The sequence below is a fragment of the Brevibacterium sp. AGC70 genome (assembly GCF_057334195.1).
The window spans coordinates 71,763-93,782 of the sequence record NZ_JBHFIH010000003.1 but is presented as its reverse complement, the minus strand read 5'-3'; the positions used below and the strand labels follow the sequence as shown (position 1 = coordinate 93,782).

The window sequence follows — 22,020 nt, the reverse complement described above, 5'->3', positions numbered from 1 at the left end:
GGTCTGCCCCGTCGAGGATTACTCAAGGCGCGTTCTGTCGTGTGTGGGCGAGTCGGTAGGAATGCGTGCCGGTCGAGATGATCGTCCCGTAGGGTTAACTGCTTTTCAAAGGCTGCGTTGTACTCGACTTTCGTGCGATCATTCGGCGAGGGACATTACAGAGGTTCGGGGAAGAATAACTGACTATGAAATCGATCATTGCGAAGATCCTGTTCTGGGCCCTGGTAGCTCTGTCTGTTCTGTCAGTAGGGTTTAGCATCGCCGCGACCGTGACTTACCTCAGTACGGAAGACAGGTGGATTTTGCAATCGATGGTGGTTTTTGTCTCGTGGGTCTTTTGTGCAGCTCTAGTCGGATCGACCTTTATCTGGTGTGCAGTCATCTACTCGAGGCGCAGGCGCAGCTAGTTTGTGGCCGAATTCGGCTACGCCTCACCGCTTGACGCCTGCCGTCCGACGCACTGAGCTCGGACACACAACGGCCCCGGCTTCACCTCACGGTGGGGTCGGGGCTCTTCGTTATTGCTACTTGATCCGGAACGGATCAGAGTCGCGTTGCCGGTAGTCGCGAACGAACCCCGCAACCGCCGTGTATGAGCGCCTGAGAAGCGCAGCCCGCTCTCCGATCGACAGGTCTGTGAGCGTGTACACGACCACAGCATCTTCCGCGTCCATGGCTTCCACCGGTTCGGCGCCAACGAGCGACCGTGCTTGCCGGCAGCCGGCCGCACGCCCCTTTCCCTAAACCACTTACCCAATGTGGACTCGTTGACGCCCACCGAGGCGGCAATGTCAGCGATCGACCCTTCCGCCTCGCGCCGTGCCGTGACTTTGTGGCGCACACGTTACTTGGTTTCTCGCGTCGTGTACTGCTGTGTCTCGTTCGGGCCAAGGCCGCGCTTGGACCTCGCATAGCAGCGGTTGCACAGGCCACGCGCCACTGGGGAACGGTCACACCACACGACAGCGCATGCGCTCACGATAGTCCATTGGTGAGGGCCTTGTGCGCCGATTCGAGTCCGTCGATCGCGTCGATCATGGCTGTCTTGAGTGACTGTGCATATTCGCTGGCGATGCCGAGGATCTGGTCAATTTCGTAGGTGCCGCGTAGGGCGTCGATGCCGAGCACCTCCACGATGTGCATGAATTCCTGCAGGCTGAGTTCCCGGTCGTATGCTTCGATGCGGGAGATCTTCCCCTGGTTCCAGTGGCCGGGGTGCAGAGAATTGAGACGGTCCGAGAGTTCGTGCTGGTTGAGCTTGAGGTCTGTGCGTGCTTGGCGTATGGCGTGGCCGATCGGAATGTAGCTATTGCTCACTGTCGTCGCCGGTCCTCTGTGGCACTCGTGAATCTAGTACGGCGCGAGCAAATTGTCGTCCGAAATCCGTCGGGTATATCAGGCCCGGCCTAACAGAGATCCATGCTCCGGCGTATTCTTCGTCCTCGGAATTGCTCAGCCAATCTTTCAATCTCAGATATTCTGGCCGACTGTAAACGTAATCGTAGACGCCTTCGTCTGGCGCCCAAGATTCGTAGGTGACCGCCACAAGGCCAAGCCGCACCCAGTTGTCAACCATGGCTGCATATCCAGCTTCTTCGATAATCTCGTTCGTGGTCTCGTCGCGAAGGCTCGGAACATGACGCTCAAGGAACTGCTGCTCACCCCCTTTTCTGGTCAGCATCAAGCTTGCGATCGATGCGAATTGTTCAAGCTCAAAAATGTCGGGAATCCGTGCTGCTTCTCGCGGCGATAGTTGACGGATAATCGAAGCGAAGCTTGGGTGCGCATCGCTCTGCTGTTCACTGTTCGATGCAGTAGCGAGTAGCTCGAGATACATGTCTTTCAACGCAGGAGAATCCAGGGAGTATGCGAGACCATCCATTGCTTGTATGCCCACATTTGGATCTGGCGAAATCAGGTCACCCTCGTCATCTGATGCCAGCTTTTTGGCCATGTCGCCGGCAAAATTCTCCTCGAAATATTTCCGCTGGCGGTGACTGAGCCAGAACAAGGGTCTCAAGAAGTAGTTATACAGACCTTGTTTCATTTCCTCTCTGGCGGCCAGGTGCTCGCCAGCGTTTTTGAGTGAGCTGCTCCCTTGCATTTCTTTGAGTAGAGCGGCCTGCAATCGGTCAGACTTCTGCTCTGACGCTCGAACAACTCTGTCGGTCGCGCCTTTGGCGGCGTACAGTCCTGCCGCGCCCGCGACAGTTCCTGGATCAATCATGTCCCAAGTGTAGTCACGCGTCGCGGATGATGGTCGTGTGGCGGCCTTCTGTGTTTCCGTACCGTGATGCACCATAACCTCATGACCGAGGACTATGGCACCGCTGCCTGGCGGTACTGGCAGGAGATCCGCAACGCTGCCAGCGCCCGCGGCTCGTAACAGGACCGCCCATCCTTGCCTGTACGTGCCCGCATCGACTGGGAGCGCGACGGAGTGGAGGGAGTCGAAGGCGTGGCGACACGGCAAGGGTTCGACGGCGCGATCTTCGTCGAGCTCAAGGACCGACGTTGCTCGACTCTCGGCGTTTGGTTGCATCCGGACGACGTGTGGTGGCCGAGGAAATGACTTTGACTGTCAGGGAACTTCCCAAATGATCTCGTCGTTTCCAGCCTCTTCTGACTGGCTGTTGAAATAACGAACCTTCGTAATGTTCGAGTCGTCGTCGGCGTCAGTCAATACCCATCCGCGAAGGCAGTCGCCCCAGGCAACGTCGTTCTCGTAATCCAGAGTCGGCGCGATTTCTTCGTGGCGCCACGTCGTGCTCGCCGGCCCGTAACGCCGGTTGTCATCAGAAACCACTGACCAGAAGTCTGTGGTGACGTAGACACCTTCTGGCGTGTTTTCGTTGCCGACACAGACCTCGATATCGATAGCGCCGACCCTGTGGTCGGCAACGTCAGTAACAACGCGGTACTCATGCGCAGTAACGCTGGCGCCTTGCGGGAGATCGATGGAGTCACCGAGTGTATGGGTCGCTTCCGTTGGGGTCTCCGTAGGTGTCGCGGTTTCCGTGCTTGCACTATCTGGGGAGTCAGCAGCTGGTTGCGCGTCGGCTTTAGTTGTATTTGCTGGGGAGGAGCATCCGGTGACGACGAGGATTGCGGCCGCAAGGGTGGCGAGGAGTCTTCTAGGCATGATCGGATCTTATGCTGGACAGCGGCAGTAGTGGCGCTCGAAGATAGTTAAGTTCTCAATTTGTTACCAAGTGTGGAAGTCGGAGGCGGAACGGAATGTGAGGAGGGGTGGCGATGATGCGTATACGATGCGTATTGGCCCGCATTCGGGTATCCGCGTTAGCACTTGCAGGTATGAGCATGCCGCAGTCCCGCCCCAGGTCAGAAGTGCTTCTAAAGTCATTCATTGGCACCCGGTGCCACCTCATGTTCGAATCAAATTAGAATCGTGAGGTCGGGGGATCGAGTCGCCCTCCCGCTACACTGACAGAAGAACCTCCACCTGCCGGGTGGGGGTTCTTCTGATTCACTGCTCACTCGTGCGGCTGCGCAGCGACGTCCTCTGGTGCGAATTCCGCCGCGAACTTCCGAAATGTGCTGCACAAGGCCCAGTAGATGGCCGCGGATACGGGGGCAACCAAGATAACCTGCCACCATGACAGATCTTGTGAGCCCCAGCCGAGAAGTTTGAAGCAGGAGTGGACGCACAGGACGAGGATCATCAGGGTGATCGCTTCTCGCCGGTTGCGCCGGCGTTCGGAGGTTGACTCCTTCATAAAAAACAAGGTTACCTGAATAATTGAATCTTCAGGATGCCAATTTTCGGTGGACCCGCGATCGGGAGCGAGGCTAGGATGACCGTTATTCAACTTGTTGACTAATGGAGCCTGTGATGAAAGACGTCTTTCCATATCTGCACGGACCGCAGGATCTCGGTTGTCGGCCCATGTGCGGTCGGGTCCAGGTGGCGGCGACACTGTGAGTGGTGATCCCGTGCTTCCGCTGCGATACGTTGCGATCGGGGACAGCCTCTCCGAGGGGGTCGGTGACGAACCCTGGCCCGATGGCAGCCCGCGAGGCTGGACCGATCGCCTGGCCGCACTTCTGACAGCGCATTACGGACAACATCGGCCCATTCACTATGCGAATCTGGCCGTGCGCGGTTATAAGACAGCCCAGGTCGTCGACACGCAGATCCAGACGGCTCTTGCGTTGCGGCCCAGCTTCGTGACTCTGACCGCCGGAATGAATGACATCATGCGGCCCCGTGTCGATTTCGGCGCCCTGAAGAGAGCCCTCGCAGGGATCGTCGAGCCACTGATCTCTGCCGGCGCCGAGGTCTTCGTAGTCCCCATCCCCAATCTCGCCGGAGTCTCGCCAGCCGGACGACTGATCAACACCCGTCGCCTGCGACTCAATGCGATCTACCAGCACCTCGTCGATACCCACGGAGTCCTGCCGCTGACCAATACCACCAATTCGGTCTTCGAAGATCCCCGGGCGTGGGACGAAGATCGCCTTCACCTGGCCACACTTGGTCACGAGCGGCTCGCGTGTGCCGCTGCTGCGAGCTTCGGACTCCGGATCGGGTTCGACTTCCTCGGTGCTCCAGAGGGGCCAGCGCCGGTGCGCACAGGCAGCACCGAGGCACAATGGTGGTGGAAGCACGTCAGACCCTGGGTCTATCGGCGGCTGACCGGCAAGTCGTCAGGCGACGGTCGAGTGGCCAAACGCCCTGAGCTGGGGCCGATCGTCACCGACGGGTACTAGGAGGCTGCTGTCCGATCGGCGAGTGTCGCCAGTACGAACTCACACCAGCGGATGTTCTCCCGTTCGAAGGTGATCCCCCGCGCCAAGGTGAGGTACGGGCCGAGGTGGTCGGCCTCGACCAGGTAAGCCTGCTCGCTCCGGCCCTCGAGCAGGTGTCTGCGAGTCTGCTCGTAGCTCTTCAGCTTCGTCTTCGAAGCCGCGAGCTTGTCGTGCACATTGGCCTTGATCGATGCGGCGTCACCGAGTTCCATCGACTCGACCTGTACAAGCAGTTCGTCGCGGATGGCGGTCGGTTTGGGGGTGCGGATCGTGAAGTCGTGCAAAGCGGTACGGCCCTGATCGGTGAGGGAGAACAGTCGTTTGTTCGGTCGTTTCTGCTGGTGAACCGCCCGGGCCTCGATGAGGCCGGCCGCCTCCATTTTGTCCAGCTCGCGGTAGAGCTGCTGTGGCGAGGCGGCCCAGAAGTTCGAGACGGTCACGTCGAACGCCTTAGCCATGTCGTATCCGGAGGCCTCGCCATTCGCGATCGCGGCCAAGATCGCATCCTGAAGTGCCATAGCCGACACCATAGCCCGGCTTCTCGACCGATCACAAAGTTGATTGTTCCGGACGTAGACTGGGGTCTCGCACTTGCCCACCGTAGGGAATCGACGATGATCGACACTCGGCTCAGCGACTGGCTTCTGGATTCCGACCCTGCTCTGCGCTGGCAGGTCGAGCGCGACCTGTTGGGCATCGATGCAGAAGTCTGGAGGGAAACGCGGGCGCAGGTGCCGACCGAAGGATTCGGCCGTGAGCTTCTCGGCCATCAGGACGCTGACGGGCAGTGGGCCGGGGGTGCGTACTTCCCGTCCGACTTCAGGGGCGACGGGCCTCAGCCTTGGACGGCCACGACTTGGGCGCTCAATCAGCTTCGAGACTGGGGAGCTCCCGCCTCGGCGTTGGAGGGAACGGTCGCGAAGCTGGCCTCCATACGGTGGGAGTACGAAGACATGCCCTATTGGGGCGGAGAAGTCGACGTCTGCATCAATGCGATGACGCTGTCGAACGGTCTGTGGCTCGGTGCCGATGTCGACGGGATCGTCGACTGGTTCCTCGACCATCAACTCGAAGATGGAGGCTGGAACTGCGAATGGGTGGAAGGGTCAAGGGTGGCCTCTTACCATTCCACGCTCAATGCCCTGATCGGACTCCTCGACTACCAGGTGCGAACCGGCGATGCTGAGCGGGTCGCGACCGCAAGGGCCCGAGGAGAGGAATACCTGCTGCGTCGTGAGCTCTTCCGCAGGCTCTCGACAGGGGAACCCTTCTACGATCGCGTATTCAGCCTCGCCCATCCTCGGCGAGCCTATTACAACGTCCTCGCTGCGGCCGACTACCTCCGGGCGGCGGACTGCTTCCGGGCGGCGGCAGAAGGTGCCGGTCCCGATCCGCGCATGGCGGAGGCGATCGAGGTCATCAGATCGCAGCGTCAAGACGACGGGACCTGGCTGCAGGGACACCGGCTCGACGGAGACGTCTGGTTCCACATCGACGTGCCCAGAGGCGAACCGTCGAAGTGGGTGACCCTCCAGGCGACCCGAGTTCTGGAATGGTGGGATTCGGCCTAGAAGTCGACTTCGCTCGGGTCGAGGCCGGGGAACTTGACCTCGTACTTGACCATATCGTTCTTGTGATCGACGAGTTTGACCGAGCCGAAGTAGGTCTTCTTCTTCGTTTGAACCTCGCAGCTCGTCAGGCCCCACCAGTCCATGACCTTCATGTCGTCTCTGCACTCGACCGCCTTGACCTTCATCTTGAACTTGTTCTTGAACAGGTCGTCGATGTCGGCTTCAAGTGATGCCTTCGGAACCGTTCCGTCGCCTTCTTTGTTGACCTTGATCCCGTCGTCGCTGGCCCAGGAGGTGGCTTTCGGGGAATCTTTGAAGGGATCCTCATACTTGGTCTTGCTGGGCTCCGGCTTCGCGGCCTCCGACTTTCCGGCCGCTGTGGGCGCTTCCGTCTCAGCAGCCTCGCCCTGCATGGCACCCGGGGCCTTGGTCTCTTCCCCCTGCGCGGTCTCGTCAGCCTTCTTCTCATCACCTCCGCCGCAGCCGCTCAGTGTCAGGGCCAATGCGACACCAGCCGCGGCGATGACTGCTGCTGGTCGCGAAGGTGACTTCTGCATCGGTTTCATCGTGTTGCTCCTCATCGGAATCCATCTGTGCCAGGGATGACTCATCTGACACCACGGGCGTTGTTCGTTCATTGACGATTCTGCCATCACTGCACCGACAGCGAAGGGTTTCGCTGTTCAGTTCCGGAGACACATGTGTCCATCCAGGCACATGACGCCTGACCCCCGCCACCGGCCCTGTCTCGGCTACGATGACCGGATGATCCCCACCACGACAACGGCCGACGGCGCGTCCCTTCCGCTCCTCGGGCAGGGCACCTGGCACATCGGCGACGATCCTGCTCAGCGAACCACCGAGATCGCGGCGCTGCGCGAAGGAATCGAGCTGGGCATGAGCCTCGTCGACACCGCGGAGGTGTACGGTTCCGGACGATCCGAGAATCTCGTCGGAGCGGCGATCGCACCTGTGCGTGATGAGGTGTTCCTCGTCGACAAGGTGCTGCCGACGAATGCCTCGGAAGCCGGTACGGTCGAGGCCTGTGAGCGGTCCCTGGCTGTCCTCGGAACCGACCACATCGACCTCTACCTGCTCCACTGGCCAGGCTCATACCCGGCGGGGGAGACGATTGCCGCCTTCGAGAGCCTCCGCGAACGGGGTCTCATCGGAGCCTGGGGCGTGAGCAACTTCGACCCGGCCGAGATCGCGGAACTGCCCGCGGTGCCGCTGGTCAACCAGGTCCTGCTCAACCCGTCCCGCCGGGGTCCGGAGTTCGACCTCCTGCCCGCCCACCGCGAAAGCCGACCGCGCATCACGACGATGGCATATTCGCCCGTGGAACAGGGGCACCTGCTCGAGGATCCCACCCTCGCCGAGGTGGCCCGCCGTCACGACGCGACCACGGCCCAGATCCTCTTGCCCTGGGTGATCCGGTCCGGTGATGTCATCGCGATACCCAAGGCCGCGAGGCCAGACCATGTGCGGGCCAACGCTGCGGCGGTCGACATCGTTCTGACGAGTGATGACTGCGCTGACATCGATCGTGCGTTCCCCGCCCCGGCATCGCCGATGCCACTGGAAGTGATCTGAATGACCCTGCCATCGATCGGTCTCATCTCTCACGGCACCTCGTCAGCAGAGGGGCGCAGAGTCATCGAGGCGCTCGCCTCTGCCGTCTCCGAGGACCTGCACTGCCGAGGGCTGGTCGCCGAGGTGATGCTCGGCCACGTCGATGTCCAGCACCCTGATGTCGCTGAGGTGCTCTCGGCCCTGCCGCCTGATGCCCCGGTGATCCTCGTGCCGTTGCTGCTCTCCCCGGGCTATCACGTGCATGTCGACCTGGCTGAAGCCGTCCGTGCTGCGGGAGGCGCCGATGGGCGAACGGAGCCGGGCGCTGACCGACCTGAAGCCAGCGGGCGAGCCGAAAGTCGTGACATCCGACTGACGCCGACGCTGGGACCGGACCTTCGGCTTGCCCGGATCCTGGCCGAGCATCTGCCGAACCTCGAAGACGAGGACCAGGTGGTGCTCGCGGCCGCAGGATCCAGTGACGACAGGGCCAACGATGCCTGCCTGGAAATGGCTGAATCTCTGGCTGATGAGCTCTCGAGGCCCGTCGTTGCAGGGTTTCATGCCGGCGGGGGAGACCGCTTGGGCGAGATTGTTGAGCAGAAACGTGGGTCTGGTGCACGCGTAGTGCTCTCGAGCTATCTTCTGGCGCCGGGGTTCTTCCAGGATCTCACTTCGACGCTCATCTCTGACTCCCGCGACATCCTTGCGCCACCGCTGCTCCATGACGGCGTGGAAACCCCGCCATTGCTGGTCGATGTCGTTCGAGACCGGATAATCTCAGCGCTCTGAATCGGGGTCAACTTCCACGACCAGGATCGTCACCGTTCGACTTATGTCGTCATGTGTCACTAAACGACGTGATTGGGGACCCTAATTTGTTGAGCAATCTATATCTCTTGTAGCGTGACTCTTCAAAGGTTCACAGCAGCGTTTGGAGACGATCGTGTCCGCACATGTAGAAGAAATCAAGCAGACTCCGAGATCTGGGGCTTCCGCACGGCCGGCCCGACCGAAGAAGTCAAACGGTCAGTGGAAGATCGACGGTCAGGAACCGTTGAACAAAAATGAAGTCGACAAGGCCGAGGACAATGGCCTCAACGTGCGCACCCGGATCGAAGAGGTGTATTCGAAGGGCGGCTTCGCCTCGATCGATCCGGATGACCTGCACGGGCGTTTCCGTTGGTGGGGGCTATATACACAGCGGAAGCCCGGCATCGATGGCGGGCGCACCGCCAAGCTCGAGCCGCACGAGCTCGAGGACGAGTACTTCATGCTTCGGGTGCGCATCGACGGTGGCAAGCTCACCACCGAGCAGCTGCGCACGATCGCTGGGATCTCGAATGACTTCGGTCGGGGCAGCGCCGACCTCACCGACCGTCAGAACATTCAGCTCCACTGGATCGAGATCGAGAACGTCCCCGAGATCTGGCACCGCCTCGAAGCAGTCGGTCTGCAGACGACCGAAGCCTGCGGCGACGTGCCGCGTGTCATCCTCGGGTCACCGGTGGCCGGAATCGCCGCAGATGAGCTCATCGACCCCACCCCGGCGATCGAGGAGATCTCTCGTCGCTACATCGGCGACCCGAGCCTGTCGAACCTGCCGCGCAAGTACAAGACCGCGATCACCGGTCACCCCAGCCAAGACGTCGTCCACGAGATCAACGACTGCTCATTCGTCGCCGTCGAGCACCCCGAGAAGGGCATCGGCTACGATCTGTGGGTCGGCGGTGCGCTGTCAACGGTACCGCGCTTCGCCGAAAGGTTGGGCACATGGGTCGCCCCAGGTCAGGTCGTTGAGACCTGGCTGGGCGTGACCGAGATCTTCCGCGACTACGGCTACCGCCGGCTGCGCAACAAGGCGCGCATGAAGTTTCTGCTCGCCGATTGGGGTCCGGAGAAATTCCGCGACATCCTCGAGACCGAATACCTCGGATACAAGCTCGCTGACGGTCCTGCCCCCGAGAAGCCCATGACTGCCGGTGATCACGTGGGCGTGCACAAGCAGGCCGACGGGAAGTACTACATCGGCGTCACCCTCATCGCCGGCCGGGCCTCGGGCACCCTGCTGACCCAGATCGCCGATCTGGCGGAGAAGTTCGGATCGACACGCCTGCGCACCACTCCGCACCAGAAGGTCCTGCTCCTCGATATCGAGGAGGCAGACATCGACGAGGTCGTCGCAGGCCTCGACGCCCTCGGCCTGTCCAGTCGGAAGGATCTGTTCCGCCGCTCCACGATGGCCTGCACCGGCATCGAATACTGCAAACTTGCGATCGTCGAGACTAAGCAGACTGCCGCAGACGCCGTTGCAAAGCTCGAAGAACGGCTCGCCGGGATCGACCTGCCGCACCCCATCAGCTTGCACCTCAACGGCTGCCCGAACTCCTGCGCACGCATCCAGACGGCCGACATCGGACTCAAAGGTCAGCTCGTGACCAGCGAGGACGGCGTCCAGTCGCCCGGATTCCAGGTCCACGTCGGTGGAGGTCTGGCATCGAAGGACCGCGACGAAGCAGGTCTGGGCCGCACTGTCCGCGGCCTCAAGGTCACAGTCGACAACCTCAGTGACTACGTCGAAAAGCTCGTTCGCCGTTTCCTCGCCGGTCGCGATGACAATGAGACATTTTCCCACTGGGCCCACCGCGTCGAAGACGAGGAGTTGGTATGAGCACCACGGAAACCCGAACCACAGCAGCGCTGCCCACGCCCACCCGCCACCGCCGCGGCATCGAAGAGCTCAAGTCCCTCGCCGAGGCGGGGGCCAAGGAGCTGGCAGGCGATCCAGACAACGGCGTGGCCGAGGCCAACCCGGCCGACGTCATCCGCTGGGTCTCACGCAATTTCGAGACCTCCACCTGCGCGGTGGCCTGCTCGATGGCCGATGCGGCCCTGCCGCACTATGTCGCCCAGTACCTGCCCGGCGTCGACGTGCTCTTCCTCGACACCGGCTACCACTTCGCCCAGACCTATTCGACCCGCGACGAGGTGGCCAGGAAGGTCGACGTCAACATCGTCGACGTCCTCCCGGAACAGACCGTGGCACAGCAGGACGCGGAATTCGGTGCTGAGCTGTTCAATCGTGACCCCGGCCTCTGCTGCGCCCGGCGCAAGGTTGCACCTCTGAAGAAGTCTTTGGCCGGCTACGAACTCTGGTTCACCGGAGTCCGCAGGGACGAAGCACCGACCCGCGCGAATACGCCGCTGGTGACCTTCGATGAGAAGAACGGGCTTGTCAAGATCAACCCTCTGGCTGCCTGGTCCTTCGACGATCTTCTCGACTACGCCGGTGCTTTCGACGTGCCGGTCAATCCACTGCTGTCGCAGGGATATCCATCCATCGGATGCAAGCCCTGCACCAACCCGGTGGCCGAGGGGGAGGACCCCCGTGCCGGTCGTTGGGCTGGAACCTCGAAAACAGAATGCGGGCTGCACGTATGAGCATCGATCACACACCACTGTCCACCCTCGACGTCCTCGAATCCGAAGCGATCCATATCATCCGCGAGGTCGCCGCCGAATTCGAGAAGCCCGTGCTGCTGTTCTCCGGCGGCAAGGACTCCGTCACCGTCCTCCACCTCGCGGCCAAGGCCTTCTGGCCCGCGAAGATCCCGTTCGGTCTTCTCCACGTCGACACCGGCCACAATTTTCCAGAGATTCTCAAGTTCCGCGATGAGACCGCCGCGCGCTACGGCATCGATTTGAGCGTAGCGAGGGTCCAGGACTACATCGACGACGGCCGCCTGCGCGAGCGCGCCGATGGAACCCGCAATACTCTGCAGACCCAGCCGCTCATCGACGCGATCGCCGAGGGCGGATTCGACGCCGTCTTCGGCGGTGCCCGCCGTGACGAGGACAAGGCCCGCGCCAAGGAGCGCATCTTCTCCTTGCGCGATGAATTCGGCCAGTGGGATCCGAGCAACCAGCGCCCCGAGCTGTGGAACCTCTACAACGGTCGCCACGTCAATGGCGAGCACGTGCGCGTGTTCCCCATCTCGAACTTCACCGAACTCGATGTGTGGAGCTACATCGCCCGGGAGAACATCGCCCTGCCCCACCTCTACTATGCCCACGAACGCGAGGTCTTCCAGCGTGACGGCATGTGGTGGTCAACGGGCGAGTTCTCGGCCCCGCGGCCTGATGAGTCCGTCATCCGCAAGTCGGTGCGCTACCGCACCGTCGGCGACATGAGCTGCACGGGCGCCGTGGAATCCGACGCCGATGACATCTCCTCGGTCCTCGCCGAGGTGGCTGTGACCACTGTGACAGAACGCGGAGCGACCCGCGCCGACGACCGGATCTCGGCCGCGGCGATGGAAGACCGCAAGAAGGACGGATACTTCTGATGACCACGACCCCAGACACCACCGCTGCCACGCAGACGAAGACGCTGCTGCGCTTCGCCACGGCCGGCTCCGTCGACGACGGCAAGTCGACGCTCGTGGGTCGACTCCTCCACGATGCGAAGGCAATCCTCGCCGACCAACTGGAGGCCGTCACGCGCACCAGTGAGGAGCGCGGCTTCGTCGGAGGCGAATTCGACTTCGCCCTGCTCACCGACGGCCTGCGGGCCGAACGAGAACAGGGAATCACGATCGACGTCGCCTACCGCTACTTCGCCACCGACAAACGGTCGTTCATCCTCGCCGACTGCCCCGGACACGTCCAGTACACCCGGAACATGGTCACAGGGGCGACGACCGCCGACGCCGTCGTCGTCCTCATCGACGCGCGCACCGGAGCCACGGAACAGACCCGACGCCACCTCACAGTCGTCCACCGTCTGGGCATCGGGCACGTCATACTTGCGATCAACAAGATCGACCTCCTCGACTACGATCAGGTGGCGTACGCGAAGGTGAAGGCCGAGATCGAAGCGCTGACGGCTGAGATCGGACTCGACTCGGCTCATCTGATCCCGGTCTCTGCACTGGCAGGTGACAATGTGGCCGAGGCTTCGGCGAACACGCCTTGGTACCAGGGTCCCGCGTTGCTGGAGCTGCTCGAGAACCTGCCGAGCAAGGAAGAGGACACGGCCGACCTCGAGCCCTTCCGCCTCGACGTGCAGTCCGTCCTGCGCCCGCAGGGCGGCCTGGCACCGGGACTCGACCCCGATGAGTTCCGCGACTACCGGGCGGTGACCGGCCAGGTCACATCAGGACGGATCCGCCTCGGCGATGAGATCGACGTTCATCCGGCCGGTCTGAGAACCACGGTGGTCGGCATCGATACGGCAGATGGCCCGCTGGAGTCCGCGGGCGCCCCGCTGTCCGTGGCGCTGCGTCTGGCAGATGACATCGACACCGCGCGCGGCAGCGTCCTCGCCGCTGCCGGAAGCCTGCCCGAACCTCGCAAGGCTCTGCGGGCCGACGTCTTCCCCTTCACCTCCGATGGACTGAGCTCGGGTGACCGGGTGCTCGTCAAGGCCGGGACCTCGACGGTCAAGGCGATCGTGACGATCGAATCGAAGCACAACCTGCTGACCTCAGGATCCGAACCTGCCGAGGTGCTCGCCGGCAACGACATCGGCACCGCCGAGGTGAAGCTGGCCACCGCTCTGCTGATCGCGGACTTCCGCGAGCACGGACGCGCGGGCGGCTTCCTCATCATCGATCCGCAGACCGGGTCCACCGTGGCCGCAGGAATCCACACTCCCGAGGACGATCAGCCATGAGTCTCTTCACTCGTCAGACACCGGGCAGCGTGCTGCTCATCGGTGCGGGCCCCGGTGATCTCGGCCTGCTGACCGTCAAAGGCCTGCGCGCGTTGGAAGCGGCCGAGGTCATCGTGGCGGACCGCCTCGGCGCGCGTTCGGTCATCGACCAGCTCGAGACCGAGCGTGGGGAGTCACTCGATGCCGAGATCATCGACGTCGGCAAGACCCCGGGGCACCATCCGGTTCCGCAGCAGCGGATCAACGAGATCCTCGTCGAACAGGCTCGCGCCGGGCGCCGCGTGGTCCGACTCAAAGGCGGAGACCCGTTCGTCTTCGGCCGCGGCGGCGAAGAGCTTGCCCACTGCCACGAAGCCGGCGTCGATGTGCAGGTGGTGCCGGGAGTCACGAGTGCGAACTCGGTTCCCGCCGTTGCCGGAATCCCGCTGACTCACAGGGGACTGGCCACCGCGTACACAGTCATCACCGGCCACGATCAGCTCTCCGAACTCGGCGGAGGACGCGACCACACGGTCGTCGTGCTCATGGGCATCGGCACATTGGCGCATTCGGCGATGATCCTGGCCCGCGGTGCCCGCGGGGGAGACTGCCCTGTCGCGATCATCGAAGACGGGTTCGGAGACAACCAGCGGGTCACCGTCGGCACTCTCGATACGATCGCCTTCCAAGCCGCACGCCGAGGTGTCCGCTCACCGGCCGTCGTCATCGCCGGCGATGTCGTGACCTTGAGCCCGTATGCCGTCGGAGCCTTCGCCGCAGCGCAGATATCCGAGCCAGAACTCATGAGGAACCCATGACCTACATCATCGCCCAGCCCTGCGTCGACCTGAAGGATCGGGCCTGCATCGACGAATGCCCCGTCGACTGCATCTACGAGGGCAGCCGCTCGCTCTACATCCATCCCGAGGAATGCGTCGACTGCGGCGCCTGCGAACCCGTCTGCCCCGTCGAGGCGATCTTCTACGAAGACGACGTCCCCGACGTTTGGGAAGCCTACTACTCTGCGAACGTCGACTTCTTCGACACCATCGGATCCCCGGGCGGAGCCGCCGCGCACGGAGTCATCGACGGCGACCACCCCTTCATCGCGGCCCTGCCGCCCCAGAACACTGACGACTGACTGTCCCGAGGAGAACCATGACGACGAATCCCTTCCGCGTGGCCATCGTGGGTGCCGGACCCGCAGGCATCTACGCTGCTGATCTGCTGACAAAGGCCGAGCGTGACTTCGAGGTCAGCATCGACCTCTTCGAGCGTCTGCCGACTCCGTTCGGTCTGGTCCGCTACGGAGTCGCTCCTGACCACCCACGGATCAAGGGCATCATCAATGCCCTCATCAAGGTCCTCGACCGCGGTGATATCCGTTTGTTCTCGAACGTCGAATACGGTGCCGACATCGCCTTGGGTGAGCTGACGGATCGCTATGATGCGGTGATCTTCTCCACCGGCTGCTTCATCGATGCCTCGTTGAACCTGCCCGGAGTCGATCTGCCCGGTTCCTATGGTGCCGCTGACTTCGTCAACTGGTACGACTCGCATCCGGACGTGGCCCAGACCTGGCCTTTGGATGCCGAAAAGGTCGCGGTCATCGGCAATGGCAATGTTGCTTTGGATGTTGCACGCGTGCTGGCGAAGCAGGCTGATGATATGCACACGACGGAGATTCCTGATCATGTCTACGAGGGTCTGAAGTCCTCGAAGGTCACCGATGTGCATGTGTTTGGTCGGCGTGGTCCTGCGCAGGCGAAGTTCACCCCGTTGGAGCTGCGTGAGCTGGGGCATGTCAAGGATGTCGACATCATCGTCTACCCCGAAGACTATGAGTTCGATGAGGGGTCGCTTGCTGCGATCGAGTCGAACAATCAGACCAAGCAGGTTGCGAAGACGCTCACGGACTTCACGATGCGTGAGCCGGTGGGAGCCAAGCGACGTCTGCACCTGCACTTCCTCCATTCCCCGGTGACCATCCTCGGCGAGGACAAGGTCACGGGGCTGCGCACGGAACGTCAGGAATTGGACGGCACCGGGGGAGTCACAGGCACGGGGGAGTTCGTGGACTGGGACGTCACAGCTGTCTATCGCGCCGTCGGCTATGCCGGCACAGCACTTCCGCAGCTGCCCTTCGACGAGGCCAAACGTGTGATCCCGAATCACGAGGGTCGGGTCGTCGACACCGACGACCAGGCTTCGGCAGCTGAAGGAGACGTCGTTCAGGGCGTCTACGCAACAGGGTGGATCAAGCGCGGTCCGGTCGGACTCATCGGTCACACGAAGGGCGATGCCCTGGAGACGATCGGGCACATCCTCGATGACCGCGCCGCCGGTGTGCTCACCGAGCCGCTGTTCCCCGACGAGGACTCGATCGTCGAACTCCTCGAGTCCAAAGGCGTCGACTTCGTGGACTGGGAAGGCTACCACCGACTGGAGGCCGCTGAGAAGGCGTTGGGCGAAGTCGAAGGCCGTGAGCGTGTGAAGATCGCGACTCGCGAGGCCATGCTGCGCGAGGCCCGTGAACAGGTGAAGAGCGAATCCCACTCCGGCACCTGAGCCGAATCAGCATCACGCCCCGTCAGCCTCTGTTCCTCCCGTTGCACGTGTAGGAATGGAGACTGGCGGGGCGCAGTGCGTTATTGCCGGGAGGGCTTTGAGAGGGCTTTGCGAGGGCGCGGGAGGGCGTAGGCTCGAGGTGATCAACAGCCGCCATGCAAGGTTTGCACTCGTCAGGGGAGACGTACCGCCGTGACCGACACATCAGCTCGAGTTGCCGTCATCGGCGGCGGAATCGCAGGCGTCTCGGTCGCGTTCGGCCTGGCCTCACGCGACGTCAGCGTCACCATCTTCGACGACGCCATGGCCGGTCAGGCGACCGCCGCCAGCGCCGGCATCATTGCTCCCTGGGTCTCAACGAGCTCCGGCGCCTACTACGAGACCTATGCCGCCGGAGGCAGCTTCTACCCGGACTTCCTCAATCGCCTCAGCGCTCTGGGGATCCCCGATCTGGGATACCGCAGATCCGGTGCGCTCGTCGTCAACTCAGATCCTGTCGTGCTCGCCGAGGCGGCCCGACTCATCCGTGATCGTGTCGCAGATGCTGCCTCTGTCGCCGGCCAGGTCCACGACATGGACTCTGCGAATCTGCGCGAGATCTTCCCGCCGATCGCCCCGGAGATGACAGGGCTGTTCATCACCGGGGGCGGTCGCGTCGATGGTCGTACCCTGCGCGATGCCATTCTGACCGGAGCGCAGGCCTACGGCGCGCGGCTTGTGCACGATTCGGCGAGAACCATCTCCACCGGACGCCGTGGAGGCACGTGGCAGATGGAGACCACCTCGGCGATGGAAGACTTCGACGCGCTCGTCGTCGCAGGTGGAGCCCGAAGCACGGAGATGCTGCAGAGGCTTGGTCATAGCGTGGCGATCACCGCGCAGCGAGGACAGCTGGTTCACCTGGGTCTGCACGGGATCAACACCTCGCCATGGCCGACTGTGCACCCGCTCGACCACCACTACATCACTCCCTTCGACGGAGGCAGAGTCGTCATCGGTGCTACCCGTGAGGACGGTGTCGGATTCGACGTCCGCGCAACAGCTGAGGGGCAGTATCAGGTCCTTTCCGATGCGCTCAGGATCGCTCCCGGACTCGCAGAGGCCACTGTGGTGGAGACGAGAGTCGGAGTCAGGCCCATGTCCACACGCACGAGCGGTCTGCCCTATGCCGGGGCTGTCCCCGGTGCGCAAGACCTGTGGCTGGCTTCCGGATTCGGTGCGGGCGGGCTGACGATGGGTCCGCTCATCGGCGACGCAATCGCCAGAGCGATCCTCGGCCAGCCAGCAGCAGAGATCGCGCACTTGGGCCTATGACCTCGAACGACAGTGCCTTGCTAACCTGAAGCCATGAGCGCGCAGCTGCCCCGAGCCTTTCGGTGGTTCTGGGCGGGCGAAACCGCATCGGGATTCGGCAGCTGGATCACCATCCTGACACTGCAGGTCATCGTCGTCGACTACCTGCACGCGGGGACTGTCGGCCTGGGCTGGATGAATGCAGCAAGGTGGCTTCCCTATCTCCTCTTGGGCCTCGTGCTGGGTGCGCTCGTCGATCGGGTTCGGCGCAGGCCAGTCATGATTGCCAGCGACCTCGTGCGTGCGCTGCTGCTGTGTGCGATTCCGGTGCTGTGGTACCTGGACCTGCTGAATCTGAGCTCGCTGCTTCTGCTTGCAGCGGTTCTGGGAACGGCGACTCTCATCAACGACAGTGCCTCGCAGGCCTTCGTACCCCGCCTGATTCCGACACGGAGTCTGCAGTCTGCCCATGCCAGGATCGACGGGACCAACGCCGTCGCTGAGACGGCCGGTCCGGCCATCGGCGGTGTGCTGCTCGCGGTCGTCGCGGCGCCGTTCGCTGTGCTCGTCAACGTAGGCACCTTCCTGTTCTCGGCCGTCGTCGTCTCTCTCATCCAAGTTGAGGAACCGAGCCGATTACGGGCCGATGAGTCGGCCCAGCCGAACCTGCGCCGGGAGATCGGGGCCGGGCTGAAATGGGTCTATTCGACTCCGAGCCTGAGAGATCTCGCCGTATGGACCCATGTGTGGTTCGCCGCGCAGGCCATCCTTGCGGCTGTCACCGCAGACTACTTCCTCAACGACATCGGCATCGACGCCTTCTGGTTCGGCATCGTCATGGCCGGCAGCGGCATAGGCGGAATGATCGGCGCCCTGAGCTCACGTGCGGCAGGGGAGCGGCTGGGCAATGGGCGAGCCGTGATCCTCGCGCATGTGTGCTCGGCGAGCGGAGTCCTCGTCCTCTTGGTGGCAACGGTCATGACCGGTTCGGTGCCAGTCCTCTTCGTCGGAGTCTTTCTGCACGGATTCGGCATCGGGTTGAGCAACTCCCACGAAATGGCCTACCGACAGTCGATCACTCCCGACGGCCTCCAGGCGCGGACGAACACGACGATGCGATCAACGAATCGCGCAGTCGTGGTCATCGTGTCGCCGCTGGCCGGGATCCTCGCTGCCGCCACGAGCTCTGAACTCGCGCTGATCATCGCCGCTGGAATCTTCACCCTGGCCGCTGTCGGCCTATGGTTCTCGCCGTTTCGCACGGTGCGAATCGACACCTGAGGCACGGGTCAGCCGCATGGTTCACAGGGCGACCGCATGATTCGCTGAGCCACCGCCAGCTGCACAGTGCTCAGTCGACGATTGGCGCGCTGATTGCTTTTGCCAGGGCGTCGAATGCCCGGATCGTGGGGAACAGTTTGGCAGCATCCTGCGGCAGGCCCCAGCTGGAGAGCTTGACGCCGACGACGTTGGCTCCCGGGTTCATGTAGATCATCTGCCCGTGGATGCCCAGGGCGAGGAACGCGTGCGAATCCGGGAAGGGGAACCAGAACTGGTTCCGATACATTCCGCCGGGCATCCGATTGTCATCGGGCCCCTCGGCGAAGGCCTTCCTGGTGTCCGCATCGCCGGTGAGCGTGTCCCCGACCCACGAGGTCGGCACCACCTGTTCACCGGTGAGGGAGACTCCCCGGTTCGCATACAGGTAGCCGAAGCGAGCGAGGTCGCGCAGTGTGGTGTTGATGCCACCGTCGAACATGCCCACGCCGTATTGGTCGGTGGCTATGAGCGCATCGCGTTCGGCTCCGATCCGCGACCACAGCACGCGCGACATGAGGGCCTGCATGCTCTCGCCGGCGACCTTCTCGCACACCCAGCCCAGCACATCGGTCTCACACGAGCGGTATTCGTAGACCCCGCCGTGCTCGGACTTCGCCTCCAGCGTGGTCAGGAACTCATACATGCCCTTGGCCTGGCCATCTGGGCTCGTCTCAGACCAGCCGATCGACTCCTCGATCTGCCTGACCTCGGACTTCGGATCGAGGTAATTCTCCGAGAATCTGATTCCCGAGCGCATGTCGAGGATGTGACGCACCGTGGCCCCGGCATAGCCGGAGGATGCGAGCTCAGGGACGTAGTCGGTGACCAGACTGTTCGGATCGAGATCCCCGGCGCCGACGAGCACACCAGCCACCGTGCCCACGAGTGATTTGCTCACCGACATCAGCAGGTGTTCGGTCTCCGGGCGCATCGTGGAGAAGTACTCCTCGGCGAGCACCGTGCCGTTGTGCATGACCATCCACGCATCCGTGTCGCTGGCCTCGATGACGCTGCGCACGCTGCGAGCCTCTGAGAACTCGGTCTTCGGAACCTCGATGCTGCCCAGGTCCTGCAGCTTTACAGGCAGCTCTGCCACAGGTCCGGCCCCGCGAGAGATCGGCGTCGTGGGCAGCACCTGATCGACGTGCTGGAAGGACCAGCGGACGTTATCGGCATCCTGCCAGTTGTCCTTGTCGATGACGGGGGCGACGGGCACAGTATTGTCCGGCGACGTCTCGGTCACTCTCCACCTCTTCGATATCGTCTCGTGCAGTCTGCGGTAGTTGCGTCAGTCCGTGATGAGATTACCACCACGGATGTCAATCGCCCTTTGCTCCTGGGCCGCCAAGAGCAGGTGAGGGATCCTCCACAGCAACAGGCACACCGGCGTACATCGCACGGATCGAATCGATGAAGTGCTTGGCCCGGATGCTCAGTGCGTTCGGACCCCCGGCCTTGGTCTGCAGCGGGTTCTTCGTCACGAGCACACCGAGGTCGGCGCCCTTCCACCGGTATTCGCCGGCCCCGAAGATGCGCAGGAAGAACACCTCATTGCCGTTCTGCAGGGGATGCCAGTCGAGCGCGGGGCGTTTGTAGGTCAGAGTCCCGTACTGATCGAGGAAGTACTGACCGGTCAGCGGTGAGTGTGTGATGTACTCGGTGATGTCAGCGGTCTCCTTGATGACCATCTGACTCCACTCATCAGCCCCGGAGAGCTCTTCCCACCGCTCATTGATCTCATCGACGTCGAGATCGAATTCGACGTCGAGGTATTCGAGCAGGTGGAACAGGAACAGCGGTACGTCGGCATAGGCGCCGGCGGTGACGTTGGTGATCGCCGAGGCTCCTGAGATGCGCGGATTGAGCTCGCCCAGATACACGTCATCGGAGTCCAGATCGACGAGCACATCGACCTCGAAGAAGCCGCGGTAGCCTCGCATGCGCAGTCCCTCGCCCATACGTCGCACCAGCTCTCTGGCACGTGTGCGCTGGTCTGCCGTGAGCACATCGGGGGTCATCTCATTGCCGCACCAGCCGCCCTTGTACGGAGTGAGCTCGGCGAAGCCGGCCAGTTCGGTGAGGAACGGGCCGACGACGACTCCGCTGCTGGTGATGACCGCTTCCACCGCCACGGGCGTGTTGTTGATGCGCTTCATGATCTTCAGCTGTTCGCCGATGATGTCGTGCTTGTGCCGGTTCCAGTCCTCTTCAGCAGCGATGAAGAACGTCGTCTTCCCCGAATCCCCGTAGGGGGTCTGGACGACGAGGTCGGTGCCCAGCTTCTCCTTCTCGGCTTCGGCGTTGAGTTGGGCATACGTGTCGGCCGTGGTGAGCACATTGGGAACGGAGTACGCCCCGGCCTCATTGCCGAGCTTCGTCGTCTCGATCTTCGAATCGAGCTGGTTGCGCAGCGTCGCCGAGGGCAGGATGAGGTCGTAGCCGAGTTCGCGGCAGATCCGCTCGGTCTCCTCGTCGAAGAAGACCATGGCCACCTTGGGCCGTTCACCGTGGGGCACATTCGCCGTCATATGGGCGCGCACCTCGGCGTTGAGGAGAAGCCAGTTGTTGATCGCCTCACCACTGTCGAATTCGACGAACGGTTTGTAGCGCGGGGAGAACACGCGGGGGTGCCCGCCGTCCCATCCGTCGTAGTACGTGATGTAGGAGAAGTTCCGGACCCAGCGGTCGAGGCCGAGCAGGTTGAATGGGGTCGCACCGATGAAATAGATCGGCGTGATGTTGGTGCGGAAGAAGTGTCGGACCTCGGAGATGTTGCGCAGCGGCCGTCTGATCTGGACCCGTTCGGCCTCCTTGCCCGCATAGGCGGCATCGGTGCCGACATGGACTTCGACGTCTGCCGGATCCGGCGCCGAGGTGGAAGCTGGGGTGGGGGCGGCTGCCGGCACTGCCCGGGGCGCAGCGGCAGCGACATCGGGAATGCGAGCCTCGGTCGAGCTGACTGGTCGACCGGTGCCGGGAACCGCGACAGCGTCCTTGACCACACGCCTGTTCGCGCCCACTCCAGTGCCCGGCGTGCTGGTCGGCGTGCCCGACCCGTCCGTGTTCCCAGTCGTCTTCGACGGGGGTGGGCCTGCAGGATTGTTCGTCATGGCACTGCTCCTTGTCAATACATCTGGGCTCACTGCTCGCGGTCACCTGAGCCGTCCGCCCGCCTCATCGCGGCGATGATTCGGATGCCGAACGTCAAACGTGATGTGGGCAACAACCTATACCAGTTTTCGGGGGCTGAGGACGATGGTGCATCAATTGGAT

Annotated in this window: 22 protein-coding genes; 14 read left to right on the top strand and 8 right to left on the bottom strand. The window is 62.7% G+C overall.

Annotated features, from left to right (window positions below; genetic code table 11):
* Positions 1–975: 975 nt before the first annotated feature.
* Entirely contained in the window at positions 976–1,317 is a 342-nt protein-coding gene (locus ACE03M_RS03495; protein ID WP_485932765.1) for a helix-turn-helix domain-containing protein, read from the bottom strand.
* The gene (locus ACE03M_RS03490) at positions 1,307–2,227 is read right to left on the bottom strand and encodes a DUF4393 domain-containing protein (protein ID WP_485932764.1); all 921 of its coding nucleotides are present in this window, start codon (positions 2,225–2,227) and stop codon (positions 1,307–1,309) included. The genes ACE03M_RS03495 and ACE03M_RS03490 overlap by 11 nt, the downstream gene beginning before the upstream one ends.
* A gap of 174 nt (positions 2,228–2,401) precedes the next feature.
* Between ACE03M_RS03490 and ACE03M_RS03485 the strand changes: the two genes are divergently transcribed.
* Positions 2,402–2,572, top strand: coding sequence for a hypothetical protein (locus ACE03M_RS03485; RefSeq protein ID WP_485932763.1), 171 nt, complete (start codon positions 2,402–2,404; stop codon positions 2,570–2,572).
* A 9-nt stretch (positions 2,573–2,581) separates the two neighbouring features.
* Here the strand turns inward: ACE03M_RS03485 and ACE03M_RS03480 are convergent, their stop codons facing one another.
* Positions 2,582–3,142 carry a hypothetical protein gene (locus tag ACE03M_RS03480; protein ID WP_485932762.1) on the bottom strand — a complete coding sequence of 187 codons (561 nt, stop codon included), beginning with the start codon at positions 3,140–3,142 and terminating at the stop codon, positions 2,582–2,584.
* A gap of 352 nt (positions 3,143–3,494) precedes the next feature.
* Positions 3,495–3,737: a hypothetical protein gene (locus tag ACE03M_RS03475; RefSeq protein ID WP_143924660.1), complete on the bottom strand. Its 243-nt coding sequence runs from the start codon at positions 3,735–3,737 to the stop codon at positions 3,495–3,497.
* A gap of 202 nt (positions 3,738–3,939) precedes the next feature.
* On the opposite strand from ACE03M_RS03475, the gene ACE03M_RS03470 reads away from it, so the two are divergent.
* Complete coding sequence (locus ACE03M_RS03470) at positions 3,940–4,731, top strand: SGNH/GDSL hydrolase family protein (protein ID WP_485932761.1); 792 nt, start codon at positions 3,940–3,942, stop codon at positions 4,729–4,731.
* Here the strand turns inward: ACE03M_RS03470 and ACE03M_RS03465 are convergent.
* Positions 4,728–5,288, bottom strand: coding sequence for a PadR family transcriptional regulator (locus ACE03M_RS03465; RefSeq protein ID WP_485932760.1), 561 nt, complete (start codon positions 5,286–5,288; stop codon positions 4,728–4,730). The two genes, ACE03M_RS03470 and ACE03M_RS03465, sit on opposite strands and share 4 nt — an antisense overlap.
* A gap of 96 nt (positions 5,289–5,384) precedes the next feature.
* Between ACE03M_RS03465 and ACE03M_RS03460 the strand changes: the two genes are divergently transcribed.
* Positions 5,385–6,341 (top strand): squalene cyclase, encoded by a 957-nt coding sequence (locus ACE03M_RS03460; RefSeq protein ID WP_485932759.1) that lies wholly within the window; start codon positions 5,385–5,387, stop codon positions 6,339–6,341.
* Here ACE03M_RS03460 and ACE03M_RS03455 read toward each other — a convergent pair.
* Positions 6,338–6,907 (bottom strand): hypothetical protein, encoded by a 570-nt coding sequence (locus tag ACE03M_RS03455; RefSeq protein ID WP_485932758.1) that lies wholly within the window; start codon positions 6,905–6,907, stop codon positions 6,338–6,340. The genes ACE03M_RS03460 and ACE03M_RS03455 overlap by 4 nt on opposite strands.
* A 199-nt stretch (positions 6,908–7,106) precedes the next feature.
* Between ACE03M_RS03455 and ACE03M_RS03450 the strand changes: the two genes are divergently transcribed.
* The 11 genes from ACE03M_RS03450 (at position 7,107) to ACE03M_RS03400 (ending at position 18,708) form a co-directional block, all read left to right on the top strand.
* Complete coding sequence (locus ACE03M_RS03450; protein ID WP_485932757.1) at positions 7,107–7,934, top strand: aldo/keto reductase; 828 nt, start codon at positions 7,107–7,109, stop codon at positions 7,932–7,934.
* Positions 7,935–8,705: a sirohydrochlorin chelatase gene (locus ACE03M_RS03445; protein ID WP_485932756.1), complete on the top strand. Its 771-nt coding sequence runs from the start codon at positions 7,935–7,937 to the stop codon at positions 8,703–8,705.
* 154 nt (positions 8,706–8,859) lie between these two features.
* Positions 8,860–10,584, top strand: coding sequence for a nitrite/sulfite reductase (locus ACE03M_RS03440; RefSeq protein ID WP_485932755.1), 1,725 nt, complete (start codon positions 8,860–8,862; stop codon positions 10,582–10,584).
* Positions 10,581–11,354, top strand: coding sequence for a phosphoadenylyl-sulfate reductase (locus tag ACE03M_RS03435; RefSeq protein WP_485932754.1), 774 nt, complete (start codon positions 10,581–10,583; stop codon positions 11,352–11,354). Before ACE03M_RS03440 ends, ACE03M_RS03435 begins: the two co-directional genes overlap by 4 nt.
* Positions 11,351–12,259, top strand: coding sequence for a sulfate adenylyltransferase subunit CysD (cysD, locus tag ACE03M_RS03430; protein WP_485932753.1), 909 nt, complete (start codon positions 11,351–11,353; stop codon positions 12,257–12,259). Before ACE03M_RS03435 ends, cysD begins: the two co-directional genes overlap by 4 nt.
* Positions 12,259–13,587, top strand: coding sequence for a sulfate adenylyltransferase subunit 1 (locus ACE03M_RS03425; protein ID WP_485932752.1), 1,329 nt, complete (start codon positions 12,259–12,261; stop codon positions 13,585–13,587). Before cysD ends, ACE03M_RS03425 begins: the two co-directional genes overlap by 1 nt.
* Entirely contained in the window at positions 13,584–14,384 is an 801-nt protein-coding gene (gene cobA, locus ACE03M_RS03420; RefSeq protein WP_143924650.1) for a uroporphyrinogen-III C-methyltransferase, read from the top strand. Before ACE03M_RS03425 ends, cobA begins: the two co-directional genes overlap by 4 nt.
* Positions 14,381–14,707, top strand: a complete 327-nt coding sequence (gene fdxA, locus ACE03M_RS03415) for a ferredoxin (RefSeq protein ID WP_485932751.1) — start codon at positions 14,381–14,383, stop codon at positions 14,705–14,707. The genes cobA and fdxA overlap by 4 nt, the downstream gene beginning before the upstream one ends.
* A gap of 17 nt (positions 14,708–14,724) precedes the next feature.
* Positions 14,725–16,134: an FAD-dependent oxidoreductase gene (locus ACE03M_RS03410; protein WP_485932750.1), complete on the top strand. Its 1,410-nt coding sequence runs from the start codon at positions 14,725–14,727 to the stop codon at positions 16,132–16,134.
* A 192-nt stretch (positions 16,135–16,326) separates the two neighbouring features.
* Positions 16,327–17,448, top strand: a complete 1,122-nt coding sequence (locus ACE03M_RS03405) for an NAD(P)/FAD-dependent oxidoreductase (RefSeq protein ID WP_485932749.1) — start codon at positions 16,327–16,329, stop codon at positions 17,446–17,448.
* Positions 17,449–17,481: 33 nt separating this feature from the next.
* Positions 17,482–18,708 (top strand): MFS transporter, encoded by a 1,227-nt coding sequence (locus ACE03M_RS03400; protein ID WP_143921981.1) that lies wholly within the window; start codon positions 17,482–17,484, stop codon positions 18,706–18,708.
* 70 nt (positions 18,709–18,778) lie between these two features.
* Here the strand turns inward: ACE03M_RS03400 and ACE03M_RS03395 are convergent, their stop codons facing one another.
* Together ACE03M_RS03395 and ACE03M_RS03390 are read right to left on the bottom strand one after the other, a co-directional pair.
* A complete protein-coding gene (locus tag ACE03M_RS03395; protein ID WP_143921980.1) occupies positions 18,779–19,990 on the bottom strand; it encodes a serine hydrolase domain-containing protein in 1,212 nt (403 codons plus the stop codon).
* 76 nt (positions 19,991–20,066) lie between these two features.
* On the bottom strand, positions 20,067–21,857 hold the full coding sequence (locus ACE03M_RS03390; RefSeq protein ID WP_485932748.1) for a biotin carboxylase: 1,791 nt from the start codon (positions 21,855–21,857) through the stop codon (positions 20,067–20,069).
* Between the last annotated feature and the right edge of the window lie 163 nt (positions 21,858–22,020).

Coding starts and splice junctions, on each gene's coding strand:
- ACE03M_RS03410 (WP_485932750.1), top strand. CDS start 14,725: ATGACGACGAATCCCTTCCGCGTGGCCATCGTGGGTGCCGGACCCGCA.
- ACE03M_RS03425 (WP_485932752.1), top strand. CDS start 12,259: ATGACCACGACCCCAGACACCACCGCTGCCACGCAGACGAAGACGCTG.
- ACE03M_RS03390 (WP_485932748.1), bottom strand. CDS start 21,857: ATGACGAACAATCCTGCAGGCCCACCCCCGTCGAAGACGACTGGGAAC.
- ACE03M_RS03455 (WP_485932758.1), bottom strand. CDS start 6,907: ATGAAACCGATGCAGAAGTCACCTTCGCGACCAGCAGCAGTCATCGCC.
- ACE03M_RS03450 (WP_485932757.1), top strand. CDS start 7,107: ATGATCCCCACCACGACAACGGCCGACGGCGCGTCCCTTCCGCTCCTC.
- ACE03M_RS03445 (WP_485932756.1), top strand. CDS start 7,935: ATGACCCTGCCATCGATCGGTCTCATCTCTCACGGCACCTCGTCAGCA.
- ACE03M_RS03475 (WP_143924660.1), bottom strand. CDS start 3,737: ATGAAGGAGTCAACCTCCGAACGCCGGCGCAACCGGCGAGAAGCGATC.
- cysD (WP_485932753.1), top strand. CDS start 11,351: ATGAGCATCGATCACACACCACTGTCCACCCTCGACGTCCTCGAATCC.
- ACE03M_RS03400 (WP_143921981.1), top strand. CDS start 17,482: ATGAGCGCGCAGCTGCCCCGAGCCTTTCGGTGGTTCTGGGCGGGCGAA.
- ACE03M_RS03490 (WP_485932764.1), bottom strand. CDS start 2,227: ATGATTGATCCAGGAACTGTCGCGGGCGCGGCAGGACTGTACGCCGCC.
- ACE03M_RS03460 (WP_485932759.1), top strand. CDS start 5,385: ATGATCGACACTCGGCTCAGCGACTGGCTTCTGGATTCCGACCCTGCT.
- fdxA (WP_485932751.1), top strand. CDS start 14,381: ATGACCTACATCATCGCCCAGCCCTGCGTCGACCTGAAGGATCGGGCC.
- ACE03M_RS03480 (WP_485932762.1), bottom strand. CDS start 3,142: ATGCCTAGAAGACTCCTCGCCACCCTTGCGGCCGCAATCCTCGTCGTC.
- ACE03M_RS03465 (WP_485932760.1), bottom strand. CDS start 5,288: ATGGCACTTCAGGATGCGATCTTGGCCGCGATCGCGAATGGCGAGGCC.
- ACE03M_RS03435 (WP_485932754.1), top strand. CDS start 10,581: ATGAGCACCACGGAAACCCGAACCACAGCAGCGCTGCCCACGCCCACC.
- cobA (WP_143924650.1), top strand. CDS start 13,584: ATGAGTCTCTTCACTCGTCAGACACCGGGCAGCGTGCTGCTCATCGGT.